21 protein-coding genes are annotated in these 17,287 nt (G+C 27.6%); 15 read left to right on the top strand and 6 right to left on the bottom strand.

The genetic code is table 11. The annotated features are described in order from the left end of the window. Positions 1–53 precede the first annotated feature (53 nt). The 5 genes from BLV71_RS10925 to BLV71_RS10905 all read left to right on the top strand — a co-directional run bounded on the left by BLV71_RS10925 (position 54) and on the right by BLV71_RS10905 (position 3,904). The gene (locus BLV71_RS10925; RefSeq protein WP_093870584.1) at positions 54–1,001 is read left to right on the top strand and encodes a hypothetical protein; all 948 of its coding nucleotides are present in this window, start codon (positions 54–56) and stop codon (positions 999–1,001) included. 362 nt (positions 1,002–1,363) lie between these two features. Next, positions 1,364–1,636, top strand: coding sequence for a hypothetical protein (locus BLV71_RS18375; protein WP_143032779.1), 273 nt, complete (start codon positions 1,364–1,366; stop codon positions 1,634–1,636). Between the two features lie 142 nt (positions 1,637–1,778). Further along, entirely contained in the window at positions 1,779–2,603 is an 825-nt protein-coding gene (locus BLV71_RS10915; RefSeq protein WP_093870582.1) for a DUF1963 domain-containing protein, read from the top strand. A gap of 100 nt (positions 2,604–2,703) precedes the next feature. Beyond that, on the top strand, positions 2,704–3,282 hold the full coding sequence (locus tag BLV71_RS10910) for a hypothetical protein (RefSeq protein ID WP_093870581.1): 579 nt from the start codon (positions 2,704–2,706) through the stop codon (positions 3,280–3,282). Positions 3,283–3,496: 214 nt separating this feature from the next. Beyond that, on the top strand, positions 3,497–3,904 hold the full coding sequence (locus BLV71_RS10905) for a hypothetical protein (RefSeq protein ID WP_093870580.1): 408 nt from the start codon (positions 3,497–3,499) through the stop codon (positions 3,902–3,904). A 226-nt stretch (positions 3,905–4,130) separates the two neighbouring features. Here BLV71_RS10905 and BLV71_RS10900 read toward each other — a convergent pair whose 3' ends face one another. Then, positions 4,131–5,102 (bottom strand): IS110 family RNA-guided transposase, encoded by a 972-nt coding sequence (locus BLV71_RS10900; RefSeq protein ID WP_093870398.1) that lies wholly within the window; start codon positions 5,100–5,102, stop codon positions 4,131–4,133. Between the two features lie 584 nt (positions 5,103–5,686). Between BLV71_RS10900 and BLV71_RS10895 the strand changes: the two genes are divergently transcribed. From BLV71_RS10895 to BLV71_RS10865, 7 genes are all read left to right on the top strand, one after another. Next, complete coding sequence (locus tag BLV71_RS10895) at positions 5,687–7,174, top strand: T9SS type A sorting domain-containing protein (RefSeq protein ID WP_093870579.1); 1,488 nt, start codon at positions 5,687–5,689, stop codon at positions 7,172–7,174. Between the two features lie 249 nt (positions 7,175–7,423). Beyond that, entirely contained in the window at positions 7,424–8,647 is a 1,224-nt protein-coding gene (locus BLV71_RS10890) for an MFS transporter (RefSeq protein WP_093870578.1), read from the top strand. A gap of 233 nt (positions 8,648–8,880) precedes the next feature. Further along, complete coding sequence (locus tag BLV71_RS10885; protein WP_093870577.1) at positions 8,881–9,111, top strand: hypothetical protein; 231 nt, start codon at positions 8,881–8,883, stop codon at positions 9,109–9,111. 267 nt (positions 9,112–9,378) lie between these two features. Further along, complete coding sequence (locus tag BLV71_RS10880) at positions 9,379–9,717, top strand: PadR family transcriptional regulator (RefSeq protein ID WP_176974388.1); 339 nt, start codon at positions 9,379–9,381, stop codon at positions 9,715–9,717. Continuing rightward, positions 9,714–10,322: a hypothetical protein gene (locus BLV71_RS10875; RefSeq protein ID WP_093870575.1), complete on the top strand. Its 609-nt coding sequence runs from the start codon at positions 9,714–9,716 to the stop codon at positions 10,320–10,322. The genes BLV71_RS10880 and BLV71_RS10875 overlap by 4 nt, the downstream gene beginning before the upstream one ends. A 179-nt stretch (positions 10,323–10,501) precedes the next feature. Beyond that, on the top strand, positions 10,502–10,897 hold the full coding sequence (locus BLV71_RS10870) for a VOC family protein (protein ID WP_093870574.1): 396 nt from the start codon (positions 10,502–10,504) through the stop codon (positions 10,895–10,897). Between the two features lie 54 nt (positions 10,898–10,951). Beyond that, positions 10,952–11,746: a cation efflux transmembrane domain-containing protein gene (locus BLV71_RS10865; protein WP_093870573.1), complete on the top strand. Its 795-nt coding sequence runs from the start codon at positions 10,952–10,954 to the stop codon at positions 11,744–11,746. Positions 11,747–11,789: 43 nt separating this feature from the next. Here BLV71_RS10865 and BLV71_RS10860 read toward each other — a convergent pair whose 3' ends face one another. After that, a complete protein-coding gene (locus BLV71_RS10860; protein WP_093870572.1) occupies positions 11,790–12,110 on the bottom strand; it encodes a hypothetical protein in 321 nt (106 codons plus the stop codon). Between the two features lie 345 nt (positions 12,111–12,455). Here BLV71_RS10860 and BLV71_RS10855 point away from each other — a divergent pair, with 345 nt between their 5' ends. The 3 genes from BLV71_RS10855 to BLV71_RS10845 all read left to right on the top strand — a co-directional run bounded on the left by BLV71_RS10855 (position 12,456) and on the right by BLV71_RS10845 (position 14,374). Then, positions 12,456–12,980 carry a phosphoglycerate mutase family protein gene (locus tag BLV71_RS10855; RefSeq protein WP_093870571.1) on the top strand — a complete coding sequence of 175 codons (525 nt, stop codon included), beginning with the start codon at positions 12,456–12,458 and terminating at the stop codon, positions 12,978–12,980. 18 nt (positions 12,981–12,998) lie between these two features. Beyond that, complete coding sequence (locus BLV71_RS10850; RefSeq protein WP_093870570.1) at positions 12,999–13,571, top strand: Crp/Fnr family transcriptional regulator; 573 nt, start codon at positions 12,999–13,001, stop codon at positions 13,569–13,571. A gap of 182 nt (positions 13,572–13,753) precedes the next feature. After that, a complete protein-coding gene (locus tag BLV71_RS10845; protein WP_218131770.1) occupies positions 13,754–14,374 on the top strand; it encodes a DJ-1/PfpI family protein in 621 nt (206 codons plus the stop codon). Here the strand turns inward: BLV71_RS10845 and BLV71_RS10840 are convergent. Genes BLV71_RS10840 through BLV71_RS10825 form a run of 4 tightly spaced genes read right to left on the bottom strand, consistent with a single transcriptional unit; the run spans position 14,371 to position 17,285 of the window. Continuing rightward, positions 14,371–15,075 (bottom strand): YqjF family protein, encoded by a 705-nt coding sequence (locus BLV71_RS10840; protein WP_093870568.1) that lies wholly within the window; start codon positions 15,073–15,075, stop codon positions 14,371–14,373. The genes BLV71_RS10845 and BLV71_RS10840 overlap by 4 nt on opposite strands. 4 nt (positions 15,076–15,079) lie before the next feature. Beyond that, entirely contained in the window at positions 15,080–15,562 is a 483-nt protein-coding gene (locus tag BLV71_RS10835; RefSeq protein WP_093870567.1) for an SRPBCC family protein, read from the bottom strand. A gap of 3 nt (positions 15,563–15,565) precedes the next feature. After that, complete coding sequence (locus BLV71_RS10830; protein ID WP_093870566.1) at positions 15,566–16,459, bottom strand: TIGR01777 family oxidoreductase; 894 nt, start codon at positions 16,457–16,459, stop codon at positions 15,566–15,568. Positions 16,460–16,463: 4 nt separating this feature from the next. Continuing rightward, positions 16,464–17,285, bottom strand: a complete 822-nt coding sequence (locus tag BLV71_RS10825; RefSeq protein ID WP_093870565.1) for a thiol-disulfide oxidoreductase DCC family protein — start codon at positions 17,283–17,285, stop codon at positions 16,464–16,466. Positions 17,286–17,287 lie beyond the last annotated feature (2 nt).

Genomic DNA, 17,287 nt, shown 5'->3' with positions numbered 1-17,287 from the left:
CAGGACTAGACAGCACAAAAATTTAACATAAATAACTATAAATCAAAATTATAATGAGAAAAAGAATTTTATTAATTGCATTGATTGGGATAAGCAATTTAATTATGGGACAAGTTAGTGATACAGGAGATAAAGTTGGAATAGGAATAACAAATCCTATTTTTAAATTACATATTAGCTCACCTAGCAATCAGTTAATGAGATTTACCAGTACTAACGGAACATGGATGGACTTTGAAAGTACAAATGCTACTATCGGCAACAGAATATGGAGTATTGGACATTTTGGGACTTCAGGTAAATTTGGGGTTTACCAAAGAGATGGTACAAATCAATATCGTTTGACGATTAATCATCAGGGATCTGTTGGAATTGGAACAACAAATCCAGATATGAAACTCTCTGTATATAGTGACAATAAATATATTAGTCGATTTCATTCTAATGAAACTTCAAACTTAATGACTGGAATTAGAATTGGAAGAAAATTATCAACAGGAGGAGGTTCATATGCAGATTTAGTTAATCTATCTGACGGATTTGGTATAAGCGCTGGATATAGTGGAGGAAATTTACCCCTGAATACACAAAACACAAATCACATCGCTATATATACTAATTTTTCTACACGAAATATTGGTATTGGTACTACAACTCCTGGAATCTGGAAATTAGCTGTTAATGGAAACATAAGAGCAAAAGAAATTAAAGTAGAAACCGGTTGGTCTGATTTTGTGTTTTATGATGATTATAAATTACCAACACTTAAAGAAGTAGAAAAACACATCAAAGAAAAAGGTCATTTAAAAGATATTCCAAGTGCTAAAGACGTGGAAAAGAACGGAATATTTTTAGGGAAAATGGACTCGAAATTATTACAAAAAATTGAGGAATTAACACTTTATACAATCCAACAACAAAAAGAAATTGAAGAATTAAAATTGCAAAATAAAATACTTCTTGAATTACAAAAAAGATTAGAGAAGTTAGAAAAGAAATAAAACCAGTGCCTAACAATCTGTATAATTAATGGCTATCAATTGATAAAATCAAAAGTGTTTCCTTTTTAACAAAATTAGTGATTAACTGAAAGTTTGGTTATTTTAACATGCCACTAACCATACAGTAAACGTTGTATGTAATTTCTATGAAAACACTATTTGAAAATTATATAGCAAAAATTGACACAAATAGATTAATTAAAGATATATTTATTAATGCTATTATCTCTGTTTTAATATTTAGTTTGTTTATATCTATTTTGACCTGGACAAAACCCAATATAAATGAGATATTGATTTTTATATTAATCTTTGTGATATTAAAATTATTCGAATTTCTAAAACATAATTATAGAAATCACTTGGAGAGAATTTCTTTAGACAATGAGAATGGAAAAATTATTATAAATCACATAAGACCATCAATAAAAGGGACTGAAACTGTTATGAATTTTAAAGAAATAAGGATCTCTAATATCAGACATATGCCTGTTTCTTGGTTTTCGCTTGAAAACTATTTTTGGATATCTGATAATTATTCGAAAATTAAAATCTCTACTGCTGGACATAAGAATAAGGAAATTAATATAAATAAAATTTACTCTGAATTAAACAACATACAACAAAGCGTATAATTAATTGCGGCCGAATTTCCTCACCGGAAATTCAATCTTATTAATTATCTTTCCGAAACAACGGAAAAGTACTCGCGTCCTTTTCCCGCAAAAAAATCATACACAAACACGTTGTGTACCATATAAAAACTGAACATAAAGAATGAGCTTTTGGAAAAAAATATTTAGTGGTAAAATTGACAAACCTACAACTGAATCGCATTTTGATAAATATCGAAAAGAACTAAATGAATTGAATTTAGAATCCTTTTCAGATTTAGAAAATTTGGTTAAACCATTAATAAGACAAACAACCAAACTCGAAATTCAACCTGCCTCAAGACCACCAGAAAATTCTCAATTAGAATCTCACTTTGGAGGGAATCCTTATTTTGAAAAAGGCGAAGAATGGCCTAAAGGTAAAAACGGAAAACATTTGGAGTTCATTTTTCAAGTTTTCAATACACCTGGACTGGAGTTGCCTAAAAGCATAGAACTAGTTCAATTTTTCTACGACTGGGAAGAGTTTCCATGGGAGACTAACGATAATGGTTGGTTAGTAAAAACCTATAAACAAGTTGAGAAAGGAAAAACTGAATTTATTGCTAAACCAGTAGAAAAATCAAAATTTTGCAAAATAGAATTTAAACAGACTAAAACATTACCGGACTGGGAAGGAGTTGATTTGTTTGGAAATAATGCGTCCAAATTATCGTGTGTTTTAAACGAAGATGAACCTTGGGATAGTTATGACCAAATCGTGACCAAATTAATAGAAGAGCAGGATTATCAAAGTCAATTAGGAGGTTATCCAAAATGGGGTCAAGGAGAATCAACACCGAAAGACAATGAAGGAAACCCAATGAGACTTTTATTTCAAATTGACTCAGAAGACAATGCAGGACTTATGTGGGGAGATGTCGGTTTGATTTATGTGTTTTATGATGAAAAATCAGGGAGAATTGAATTCACTTTGCAATGTCACTAACCGAAAATAGAAATACGATACACAACAACACCTATACGCAATGTCCTTCGGGACACAGCGCATAGCCAAAACGTTAGCCACAAGCTGAAAAAAAACCAGATTGAAAAATAAAAAGGAATATTTAAAAGGAAAATCCGTCTTTATAGTTTCGTTACTTGTAATCGGAATTACAATTCAGACTGTTTATCTAACTGGCGAAAATTATAACCGAAATGTAACGTCGAATTTATATTTATCGTTATCTATAATTGGAACAGCACTTTTCTTGTTTATGACTTATGGTCTTTACAAAGGAATTGGATTAAAAGACAATTTTCCAAAATTTAGAGAATTTAAGACTGGAGATTTTATTGCACAATCTGGAACTGCACCTGATTTGCCAAGTATAGAAGTTGGAGACGGAATTGGTGGATTAATAATGTCGATTCTACTCTGGATTGGAATGACTATTTTAATCTTCCTTCTTCTGATTTTGCTGGAGGCATTTTTTTGGATTTCGATTTTTATAATTTTAGCAATGCTTTATTGGGTGTTTTTTCGAGCTTTAAAATTTGTGTTTTCAAAATCAACAGAAACGAAAGGAGATATCGGAATTTCAGCAATTTATTCATTGACTTATACTGTATTGTATTTGGGTTGGATTTTCGGAATTGTTTATCTGACTGAAATATTACGATGAAAAATCCAGATGGCTAACAGTGTATAAAAAACATAGGGCATTTGTGGTTTAACCAAAAGGTCTGTGAATATTTATAAAGTCCGCTAAATATAAAATTTGGCGTTTATAGTAGAAAAGATAAAAGCAAAATATTTATATTTAGCTAATTAATAAACCGAAACGATAGTGCTTATCACCTGCCCTACGTTTCTTATACTAAACGTAAGTCATTAGAATGAACGATAGAAATGATATAATAATTAAAGATGAAATCAGAAATCTTGAATTTATTCAAAAGGTTGAGAAATCTCTTTGTGAAAAATTAAATATTCCAGATTTAAGACCTGGAAATATAACAATTAGAGAGAAAAAAAACTGGAGAGAAAATAAAAAAGAAATTGATTATTGTTGGTTAGTTAATGTCTCAAAATCTTTCGTTGGTTGGTGTTGGATTTTTTCTCTAAAATTCAACGAAACACATTTTAGAAATTACAATAATCCAGGAAAAATTATTCAAGGAATATTTACAGTTGACAAAAATGCTAATATTGAAAATCTATTTTTAGAAAACCGAAAATCTGATTTTAAAGATAAATTAAAGGTTTTAATAACTTTGATCTTTTTAAAACAAACCCAGGAATAACATTAGATGGAATAACATATAAATATTTAATTTATTCAAGAAATGCAACTATAAAATTTGAATTAAATAATCCGAATTCAGAAAACTGGAAAAAATGGGAAAAATTAGTGAATCAGTTAGGAACTGAATTGAGTGAAAAATCGAAAATAAAGGAGTTTAGAGAAATATTTAACTAAAAATAACGCCTTACAACAAAGAACTGTGGTAAAAAGCAACTAATTTTTGTTTAATTTTTTATCAAAGTACTTCTATAAGTTTCATCATATATTAATCCTGATTTTGCAATTGCAAATGCTTGTTTTAATAGCTTATTACAAACGGCTATTAAGGCAAGTTTCTTACTCTTTCCTTTGGCTACTATTCGTTGATAAAGCTCTCTGCAACTCTTATTATATTTACAAGCATTAAAACTACACATGAATAATAGATTTCGAAGTTTTACATTTCCTATTTTACTAATTCTTGCTCGTCCTTTTACACTACTTCCACTTTGTCGAATTATTGGAGTTAAGCCTGAATAAGAACATAATTCACTACCACTGGCAAAACGTTCAAATCCATCTGTCAAAACGACTAACATTATAGCTGTTTTCTTCCCTATTCCTGGAATCGTTTCCAAACGGGTTAATAGATCTTGATGTTCCTTTTTTAGTAGTATTAACAATTTCTCTTCTAAAACTTTTATCTCTTTTTTAAGGTGTTTTAAACTGCGTACTATAGAACGTAAAACTGAATTGCTTGGAATACCTAAAACTTCTTCCCCATGTATTTTGTTTTTTAGCATAGTGCTCTGTTTTGTATAAACACTAAGCAATCTTGTTATTTGAAGACATTCTTGTTGTTCTTTTGATTGTCCACACCATAACTTTAAGTCTACCTGTTTCCCGTACTCACAGATTAATTTTGAATCACTCTTATCTGTTTTTATTTTTGAGAGTTTCATTTGAATAAAACGTTTTACCGATAGTGGGTTTTCTACAGATACTTTTATTCCTTTTTCTACTAAATAATAGGCTAACTTATAATGGTAATACCCTGTTGCTTCCATCACACAATGACTCGTAACAGTTAACAATTTAACAAACTTGTTAAACCCTGAAAAACTATTTTTAAACTGCCAATAATTACCATCTGAATCCGTAACATCAAAAACTGATTTACTTATATCTATTCCAAAATATTTAATATCTTTATACATAAGAAAAGTTTTATTGAAAGGACAATCTACACTAGTTTCAACTACTTAAAAGCGAGGTCTAAAAAGCCTCATAGAACTGTACGGAATCTGAGTAGAAAAGAGAGGGGATTTTCAATGTTGTCGAGATCTATAGTCTCTGCATGTATAATAATCTTAATCCTCTCTTTTGTGCTTTCTGGTTTAGTACTTAAATTTACTACTTTGTAAACTTAAGAAGAACTGTGGTAAAAACAACTAATTTTTAACCAAAGTACTTCTATAAGTTTAATAAAATGTTTGTTTATAAAAACTAACTCTGAAAAAACATTAATCAATCAAGGTTCTGTTGGTTTTATTAACTTTTCAGAAATGATTTGGCTTAAATAACTTCTACAAATCTGTGCTTTTTAACTTAATCGAAATTTATCAACTTATTTATTTAGTAATTGAATTTAATTAAAGCTTAATTTTTAGTTAGTGATTTTTTTTATTTGATTTATTCTAATCTAATTTTTATTATTTTTAAAAGCTTAACAAGCACTATTACAGCATATTGCTAATTTTATTTTTTAGTTGTAGATTTGATGTTTACATCCAAATGAAAAATGAAGAAAAAGTTACTTTTTATCACATTATTAACATCAAGTATATTCTATTCTCAAACTCAAATAGGTAAAGATATTAATGGTGAAGCTGCAAAAGATGAATTTGGAATGAGTGTAAGTTTATCATCTGATGGAAACATCATTGCTATTGGAGGTCCTAATAATAACACAAATGGTACTAATTCAGGTCATGTTCGTATATATAGGAACAATAAAGGAATTTGGGAACAAATAGGATCTGATATTGATGGAGAAACATCATTTGAAAGCTTTGGTAAAAGTGTAAGCTTATCATCTAATGGAAATACTATTGCTATTGGAATTCCTTATAAGGATACAAATGGAGATAATTCTGGTCATGCTCGCGTTTATCAAAATAAAAATGGTGTTTGGACTCAAATAGGTCAAGGCTTTAATGGAGTTGAAGCTGGAGATCTCTTAGGAACAAGCATTAGTTTATCTTCTGATGGAAACATAGTTGCTATTGGAGCTCCAAATAATGATACAAATGGCACTAATTCTGGTCTAGTTCGTGTTTATCAAAATAAAAATGGTGTTTGGGTTCAAATAGGTACTGATATCCATGGAATCAAATCAGGAGATGAGTTTGGGGTAAATTTAAATTTATCTTCTAATGGAAATATTCTAGCTATTGCTAATAACAATAGGGATAATACCAATTCAAGTAATGTTCGTATTTTTCAAAATAACAATAATACTTGGACTCAAATAGGTTCTGATATTAACACAGAGTTAGCAGGAAACTTTACAAATTCTCGCAAAAGCTTGTCTTCTTTAAGTTTGTCGGAAAATGGAAATATTATAGCAATTGGAAGTATTCATCATAACTCAGGTTTTACTCACTTAGATTATGTATCCATATACCAAAATAATAGTGGTATTTGGGAACAAATAGGTACTGATATTAAAGGTGAAGCTGAAAGTGATCAATTCGGAAGAAGCGTAAGTTTATCTTCTGACGGAAATATTATAGCCATTGGAGGTCCTATGAATACCTCTTCAAAAACTTTAATTCATTCAGGGCATGCACGTATTTATAAAAACATAAATAATGTATGGACCCAAACGGGTATTGACATTAATGGAAGAGTAACAAATAACTTATTAGGAACTAGTGTTAGTTTATCATCTGATGGAAGTGTGTTAGCCATAGGAGGCCCTGATAATAATGGTTATGATAATCATTTAGGACATGTACGTGTTTTTAATTTATCTGGAGTTTTATCTACAAATGAAATTATTGAATCAACTACAAAACTATATCCTAATCCAGTAACTAATAAGCTTACTATAGAGTTAAAAGAAAAACTACAATTAAAAAAAGTTACTGTTTATAATAGTATAGGAAAATTAATTTTAACAACAACTAATCAAATTATTGATGTAAATAATTTATCCAAAGGGATCTACTTTATTAGTATTGTAACTAACAAAGGAAAAACTAATACTAAAATTATTATTAATTAAGTTATTAAAGTTTATGGTTGAGTTAATTCTATATTAAAACAATCTAGCCTATTATAGTTGTTTTTTGACTAGCTACATTTTTTAGTCAAAACCTTACTTATAATATGAGTACAAAATGAATGTATCTTTATAACTTTATTTATACAGATAATCAGTTTTTAAATAAAAGATTTATAAAAAATGGTATAATTACATATTCATTAAAATATCATTTAAAATAAAAACTAATTTCCATACAATTAAACCCAAGTGAAACAATCAAAATTAATACTTCCAATAATCGTAATCTCTCAGTTCTGTTGCACATCTCTATGGTTTGCAGGAAATGCCGTAATGAACGATCTTATCATAAGTTTTAACCTTAACAACAGCGCTCTTGGACATTTAACATCAGCTGTACAATTCGGTTTTATTTTTGGAACGCTAATCTTTGCTGTTTTAACTATTGCTGATCGTTTTTCGCCATCAAAAGTCTTTTTAACCTGTGCGCTTCTTGGTTCAATATTCAATTTTGGAGTTATTTGGAATGGAAATAGTTTAATAAGTATACTTTCTCTTCGTTTTATAACTGGTTTTTTTCTAGCTGGCATCTATCCAGTAGGAATGAAAATAGCTGCAGATTATTATGAAAATAAATTAGATAAATCACTTGGTTTCTTAGTTGGTGCTTTAGTTGTTGGCACAGCATTTCCACACTTAGCTAAAGAAATGACAGAAGGATTTGAATGGAAATATGTACTTATATTAACTTCAGTATTTGCCCTATTAGGTGGTTTGTTAATGGTTACGTTAGTTCCAAATGGTCCATTCCGAAAACCTATAACCCAATTAGATTTTTCAGCTTTTTTTAGTGTATTTAGAAATCATAAATTTCGTTCTGCTGCCTTTGGTTATTTTGGACACATGTGGGAATTATATGCCTTTTGGGCATTTGTACCAATTATTCTAAAAACTTACAATGTTAAACATCTAGAAACAGAATTTAATATTCCCTTATTATCATTCTTAATAATTGCTATAGGAGGATTAGCTTGCGTATTAAGTGGGTACCTTTCTCAAGTATTTGGAACTAAACGAATAGCTTTCATTGCTCTTTTATTGTCTTGTACTTGCTGCCTTATTTCACCTATAATGTTCAATACTGAATCAGAAAGTGTTTTTATTGGTTTTCTTTTTTTCTGGGGATTTTTTGTTATTGCTGATTCTCCTCTTTTTTCTACATTAATTGCAAAAAATACATCTGCAGAGATAAAAGGAACTGCACTTACCATTGTAAATTGTATTGGTTTTTCAATAACAATAATTAGTATCCAACTTCTGAATATTTTGTATACTAAAATAAATCCTTTATATATTTATACAACTTTAGCAATAGGCCCTATAATAGGTTTAATAGTATTAAAAGAAAAAACAGCACCTATTAGAGCCATTTTTATGCAAAAACTTAAATATAAACATTCAAATGAACAATAGAGCTTCTAAAAATTCTAAATGACATACAAAACAGAAATTCTGAAGCTTAGAAAAAAGCATGTGAATACATTGATATAATAGTAAAAAAAGGATTTCTTTCCAAGAGAGTATTTAGGTGATGAATTGTTTTTTCAAATTTTCACTTTATCTGAATCAATTAATAACTTGAAAAAGTTAGAAAAATTTGGCTTTATGGAAGTAATTAAAAAAGAATCCCTCCAAAAATTGGACAAATGGAATCACTAGAATATTTTGATACCTACACTTCCTACAATCTAAAATTATTCCCTTACGAATTAACAAAATGTAAAAAATTAAAAGATAGAAAACTAAATACTAAAGTTTTATTTGATAATTTTAAAAACAGAAAAACATTTTTAAGTGAACTAGCAAAACAAATTTTATTGGACTTATATCTTAAAAGTATATATTTTACAGAAAACAAAAATTTGAAAAATATGTAACTAAATTTAAGACTTAAATACGCAGCGAAATCATAAAAAATATGATTCGGTATGATTAATAGAAAAACTGTTGAATACTAATAAACTCGAATTGAACTTTGTTTCTTTAGTTGTATCAATAACCTTGAAAAAGATTTTAATATATCCTTCTATAAATTTTTAATGCTCCCTATTTCAACTAAATCTAAATTCAAATCGAATTCATTCAGTATATAAAATTAAATACATAGATTTACAATGTATTGTTTTTTTATGTATATTTGTTCTATGCATTCAAAAGAACTACTTAAAGGAACACTCTCCGCTATTATACTGAATTTACTTTCAGAAAATGAAAAGATGTATGGTTATCAAATGTTTCAGCAGGTAAAAGAACTATCTGATGGAAAAATTTTACTAAAAGATGGTTCACTGTACCCCGCTTTACAAAAAATGACTAAAAATGGTCTTCTATCTTATAAAGAAGAATATATAGGTAAAAGGGTTAGAAAATATTACTTTCTAACAACCAAAGGTAAAATGGAAAAAGTTCGATACCTTGAAGAGTTAAAAGACTTTTTGACTACTCTTAATAAACTTGTTTTTCCTGAAATCAAACTTGCATGAAATTAACTACTGATCAAGAAAATAAAATTAAAACTCTTGTTGAAAATCAAGGATTAAAAATCAAAACATTAAGTGATGATATTATAGATCATTTATGCTGTGTTATTGAAAGTCAACTAGGAAAAGATAAATCATTCGAGGACTTGTTAAATAATGCTCTAATGGATTTAGCACCGAATGGTTTAATTGAAATTCAACATAAAACAATTTTTTTACTTAACTCTAAACGAATAATAATTATGAAAAAATTAATGTATTTAATTGGATTTATTGGTTCAATTATACTAACCGCAGGTGTAACTTTAAAATTACTTCAAATGCCTTTTGGAACAGAACTATTTACAATTGGTTTTTTAACCTTACTTTTAATATTTGTTCCTCTAATAGCCTTTGACAGATACAAAGTTACTTTATCTAAGTCGATTTCTGTAAAATTAAAAATAATATTAGGAGGAATAGCCTCAATTATCACAGGACTTTCAGGTCTATTTAAGTTAATGCATTTACAGGGAGCAGACTTATTATTAATTCTTGGAGCATTCATATTTGGGTTTGGTTTTCTACCTTTCTATTTTTTTACAATGTATAAAAAATCAGTCTCTTAAAATTATATTCTAAATAGTTGGTAACACTTTATTATCAACAGTAAATTAATTATTGGTAACAAACCTTAAGTATCGTTAGCTTCTTTTACTTTATATTTTATTTCTTAATTTAGATATTCCATTTCACTACTTAAAAACTAGTTTTAAGGTAGTTGTATTTATAAATACCAAAATAAAAAATGAAAGTAACATTAATTAGCATACCAGTTAGAGATCAAGAAAAAGCTTTAAATTTTTACACAGAAATATTAGGCTTTATAAAAAAGAAAGATCTTCCTTTAGGAGGTGGAAATAGGTGGCTAACTTTAGTTTCAGCAGAATGGCAAGATGGTCCAGAGATATTATTAGAACCAGCTCCTAATCATTTTAAACCCTCAAAGGTTTTTCAAGATGCTTTAATGGATGCTGGATACCCATATACTCAATTTGATGTTAAAAATGTTGATGCTGAGTATGACCGATTAACAAAACTTAATGTAGAGTTTAGTATGAAACCAACTAAAATGGAAACTGTAAAGGTTGCTATTTTTAATGATACTTGCGGAAATAATATACAATTAGTTGAAAAACTCTAAAAACATTTATCTAGAAGAAAAACACACATCTTCATTAAAAAACAAGCAATTTGAATGATTAAAACAATATTTAAAATTACTAAAATGGATTGTCCATCAGAAGAAAATTTAATTCGGATGAAAATGGATGAATTTTCAAGTATAACTCATTTAGATTTTAATATTGCTAATAGAAAATTGACTGTTTTTCATTTTGATCAATTAATTCAAATAGAAAAAGCTATTGTTGAATTAAATCTTGGTGGAAAAAAAATTTCGTCAGAAAAAACAGATCAAATAAATTTTGAGGAAAATAAAAATCAGAAAAAAACACTTTGGTCAGTACTTATAATAAATTTCTCTTTTTTTATTATTGAAATAACTTCTGGACTTATTTCAAAATCAATGGGACTTATTGCTGATAGTTTAGATATGCTTGCAGATAGTTTAGTATATGGAATTAGTTTATTTGCTGTAGGCGGAACACTAATAAGAAAAAAGAAGATTGCTAAAATTGCAGGCTATTTTCAAATAACTCTTGCAATTATTGGTTTCATAGAAGTGCTAAGGCGTTTCTTTGAAAATGAAAAACTTCCTTCATTTTCAATAATGATTTTTATATCTATATTAGCTCTTATTGCTAACGGTATTTGTCTTTATATTTTACAAAAATCAAAAAGTAAAGAAGAAGCACATATGAAAGCAAGTATGATTTTTACTTCAAATGATATAATCATTAATTTAGGGGTAATATTTGCCGGTATTTTAGTACACCTGTTTAGTTCTAATAAACCTGACTTAATTATAGGTACTATAGTTTTCGTTTTAGTTATTCAAGGTGCTTTTAGAATATTAAAACTAAGTAAATAAAAGGAAGTAGTTATTAATTCTTCCTTTTATTCATTTTAAACAATTATCTGTAAGCAACAGCTACATTCTCTGCTCTAAAAGATACTACATCTCCCCAAATACAAACTCCTGAAAATACTACTGAATTTGTATTTGCAGCTAAAGTAACGGTTCCATCAGATTTCATTTCTGGTGCAGTTAAAGAAACCTGCTTTATTGTATTCTCTGCATCTAAATTATACGTTTCAGTTTTAACTACTACTCCACTTTTCAAAAGATTAATTGTTACAGATACAGTTTTTCCCTGAAAATCTGTAGAAAAGTTTAATTGAGTCATTGCTTCTTTTGCTGTTGTTGAATAAATAGTTGATGTTACAATTCCCATAATAATAAGTTTTAAGGTTAATTTATATATTCATTTATTAGAAATACTAATAGTTTTTCTAACAATACTTCAAATATCTATAGAGATACTTAAGTAAATAAATAAAATAGCACGACGCATTTATTTTTTATAATAAAACACCTATTACGTGGAACCAAATTTTAATAGCCTATAAAAATTAGCCTACTAAAACATATAAAGTATTACTTATTCATAACAATAAATATATCATTAATTTTACAAGTGATTAGCCTATTGTTTAATTTACTAAAGATATATATTGCATAAACAAAAGGTATTACTAGAAATATTAAACTAAATTTAAAATAACAAAAGACTTTACTTATGAATTCTAAAAAATATTTATTGCTACTTTTTACAATAATCGGATTACAATATGTTGTAAATGCCCAAGAAAATAAAGAGCTTTTTACAATATACCTGGTTAGACATTCTGAAAAAGATGTATCTCCTGCCAATCGTAAAAATCCTCCACTTACTAAATGCGGGGAACAAAGAGCAAAAAACCTTAATAAATTCCTTGAAAAAGTAAATTTAGATGTTATATATAGTACCAATTATATTCGTACTAAAAACACTGCAAAACCAACTGCTGACGGTAAAAACATGCTTATCAAAATATATAACCCAAGAGAGCTTACTCAATTTTCAAAAACATTAATTGATAAAAAACAAGATGCATTAGTTGTTGGCCATAGTAATACAACTGGTGTATTAGCAGGATTATTGGTTGGAGAAAAAATTAAGCCTTTTGATGAGAGTATTTATAATAGGATTTACCAAGTAGTTATACATAAAAAAACAGGGCGCTTACATATATTAAATACATCTTTTTCTTGCGATAACTAATAATAATATTCTTAAAATATGAATTCAAATTTGGTTGAATATATTAAACGATATATTAGTATTTCTGACACTGAAATAGAATTATTTCAATCGCATTTAAAAGTTAAAAAAGCTAAAAAAAAAGAGTTTTTACTGAACGAAGGACAGGTTTGTAAGTCTAGATATTTTATAACAAAAGGCTGTTTGCGTTTATTTTATATTGATACTAAAGGTAATGAACAAATTATACATTTTGGAATTGATAATTGGTGGATTACAGATTATGAAAGTTTAATAAACAAGGTTCCATCAAAACTATACATACAAGCAATTGAAGATACCGAAATACTGGAATTAACTATAAATGAATTTAATAAACTTTGTAATGTTTTACCAAAAACTGAACGTTTATTTAGAATAATAATGGAGAAAACATACATAGCAATTCAAAAAAGAATCGAATTTATTTATAGTCTTTCTGGTGAAGAAAATTTCAATAAGTTTGTTACAGAAAACCAAAAATTTACACAAAGAGTACCGCAATATATGATTGCTTCTTATTTAGGAATGTCTCCTGAATTTGTTAGTAAAATAAAAGCTAAAAACAAATAATTTCATTTCTTAATCTTGATTAATATTTTTCATTAAATGCTATTTTACTTTTGTATTAAAATAAATACAAAATGAAAAATATAACCTTATGCTTAGTCTTTCTAACTTTTTTTAGTTGCATCAAACAACAAAAAAATAACAGCATATCAAATAAAACTAACATAATTCAACAACAAGAAAAAATGAAATTAAAACTTATCGATCTAAACCTACCAACCATTGGGATTTTAATATTTGAAGGAGTAATTATTAATGAAGTTATTGCTCCTTTAGATGTCTTTTCAAACTCAAGTATTGAGCAAAAAAAACTTTTCAATGTTATTACAATTGCTCCAGAAAACAAAACATATAAAAGTGCTCATGGTTTGAAAATTAAGCCTGATTATATTCTAAATAATGTACCTCATTTAAAAGTTCTAGTCGTACCAAGCTCTTATACTCCTAAAAAACAAGCTAACAACAAAGAACTTGTTAACTTTATAAAAGAGCAAAATAAATCAACCGACTATATTGCTAGTCATTGCGCTGGAGCCTTTTTAATAGGAGAAACGGGAATTGCTGACAATAAAAAAATTGTAACCTATGTTACTGGAGGGAAAGCATTAAAAACTGAGTATCCAAATTTAAACGTAGCAGATGACAACAAGGTTTCTGTAGTTCAAGATGGAAAGTTTATTTCTTCAAATGGTAGTTTGGTTAGTTATATTGCTTCATTCGATTTATTAGAAGAATTAACAAATAAAGAACATCGAAAATTTGTTGAATCATCAATTTTATTTGATAGAATCAAAAACCATAATTAAAATTTCACTTTATTTTCTACTGAAACTTCAGAGCCTTCTAACAAAAACACTGAGGTAGGCTTTTGATTTCTTAAAAAAAGAAAATCTTTATTATACGTTTCTAAAAAATTTACATCTATTTTATGATTGATTACTGGGTAAAATTCCCACTTTGGGTGTTTTACCTCGTATTCAGTTGTTTTATTATTGTTTTTTGAATATCCCCAATAATGTTCTGCAATAAATTCGATCTCAGATTTTTTTTCTATTTTTTCTAAATTATTTAAAGCTTCAACCTCAATTGAATTCCATTCATTATTTATTTTCCATTTATATGTAATATTCATTTTGTTCTTCTTTAAATTCCATAAATGTTTCATTTCAAGTGTTTGATAATTTTCATTATAAATAGTATTTGCGACAAAAGTTATAGCAGCCTTAGGAACAATTTCTTTTATAAAAACCACTCCTCTTTTTATCTCTCCTTCTTTTTCTTTTTTCACATAAAACCTAAGATTCACCTCTTCGAAATTAACATGAAAAGGAACCCTAACACCTAATAACCTTGTATTTAAAAACATAAAACCAACTACACTTACATAACACTTCCCTTCAAAAAAATCCAGATCTGTACCTAAAGGTAAATAAGGCTTTAATACACCTGGATTTACTTCATAATTTATCATTATTAATTTTCGCCACTCAGCTCTTAAGAAACTCATATTATTAGTTTTTATAATTTAATATCCTCCTCCACTTATTAGTCTCTGCAAATTCTTTTATCGTTTTATTTCTTTCTAAAAGAAAATTAGTCATGTATTTTTTAAGAAATAACATATCAACAAACTTTCCAAGAACACCAAATGGTGAAGTATATTCTAATACATCAACCAATGTAGTTACATTCTCTTTAAAAGAGAAATAATGTTCATGCTTAAAACTTTTAAATGCTCCAGAAACCATTATATCTGCAAAAAAATCAGCCTCTTTACATCCAGTTACTTTAGAAGTAAAATTTTGGTAAACTCCTAAATGTCTTGCTCTCCACGTTACCGTTTCATTTAATTCAATTAAACCAGATGTTTTACCTGCAATTGCTTTTTCATTTGTTTTTTTTGTAGAAATTTTATGCAACTCTATACTTCTTGAAAGATCAAATACTATTTTTTTTGCTGCTTTTATTTTTGTGAATAATAATATCGTAGGCATGTTTTAAATTTTAAATTCGTTAAAAGTATTTGTAGAAAACTTAAATCCTAAACTTAATAACTTCTCTGGGTACACTTTTCTACTTTTTAATAATAATTCAGGTTCTGTACCTATAAGCTTAGCACCTAATTTCAATATCCATTTAGGAGAATTAATACCAAAACAAACCTTTAGCTTACTTCGTAATTTATTTTGAAATTCATTATTTCTAATTGGGTTTGGTACGCATATATTATAAATACCTGCTTCTTGTTTAATTAAAAAACTAATAGCTTTTATATAATCTTTTTCAGTTACCCAACTTATAAATTGATTTCCATCTCCTTGTTTACCACCCAATCCAAACTTTGTCATACTCTTCATTAAAGGAAACGCACCTCCTTTATTTCCTAAAACAATAGAGGTTCTTGTTATTATTTTTTTTGTTTTAGGTAGTGTATAACTATTAAAAACTTGTTCCCATTTTTTACATACATCCATAGAAAAATCTATTCCAATATCTCCTTTACTTTCTGTCATTAATTTATTTTCTGAATGCCTATAAATAGTAGCTGAAGAAGACTGAATAAATACTTTTGGCGGATGTTCTAAATTTTGAATTACTTCACACAATATAGCTGTACTATCTAACCTACTTTGATAAATTAGTTCTTTATTTTTATGATTATACCTACAGTTAACTGACTTACCAGTTAAATTGATTAATACATCAGTATTATTAAGTAATTGTGCCCAATATCCTTTAGAAACTCCGTTCCACTGTAAATAGCTAACATTATCACTATTTACTCTTTGTTTTCTACTTAAAATGTAAATTTGATTTTCTTTTTCTTTTTTAAAATATTCAGTAAGCAACTCTCCCAAATATCCAGTTCCTCCAGCTATTACTATTTTCATGACTCTATATATTTATAATAATTAATAAAACAATTAACCTATAAATTATCCATGTATAGCTTAAATAATTAGGTAGTTTTAATAATTTTACTCTTCTTTTATGCTCAAAAAACATGAGAGAAACAATACCCATAAATGAAATAACAACAATTATTTCTGGTATATTTATTACCTCATTTAAAAGAACTAATTGTAGTATTCCTAAACAACCTATTAAAGAAACTGTCATTAAATTTCCTACATAATTTATAATAGTTTTCGAATCGATTTTTAATAAGAATAACATTTGAAATACTATTTGACTTGCGGTAATTATAAGTTCTCTTTGATAATTAGCAATTGGTAAACTAGGTATTAAATTTGAAAAAGTTAATAATACATACGCAATCATCAATATTGAAAAAACGATATACAAAACCCTATATTTAATATTAAAATCAGGAATACACTCTAATGACTCATTTTCTTTTATTTCAGAAGGAATTATTACTTTTCTGTTATAAGAAATAAAAGAATATAGCTTTTTTAGAAAAAAGTAAATAGGTTTGAATTTTCCTACTCTTTCAATAAATGGAAAAGAATTTCCAATTACTTTTAATAAACTATCAATACCATATATTACTTTATGACTTTTAGTATCAACCAGTGCTATTTCATTGGTTGCCCTTTTAATATCTACATATATTTTTTCATCATTCGTAATTTTTTTAAATGGCTTCCTACCATTTCCATCTAACATTCTCGATTTTATAAAACCAGATGTATAAACATTACATAATGGACAATCATCATCATATAATAGTGTGTAGTTTTCTAGTGTTTTCATAG

The sequence above is a fragment of the Tenacibaculum sp. MAR_2010_89 genome, assembly GCF_900105985.1.
In the GTDB taxonomy this organism is placed as follows: domain Bacteria; phylum Bacteroidota; class Bacteroidia; order Flavobacteriales; family Flavobacteriaceae; genus Polaribacter; species Polaribacter halocynthiae.
Note: the sequence above shows the minus strand (reverse complement) of the source record. Positions and strands in the feature narration are given on the sequence as shown.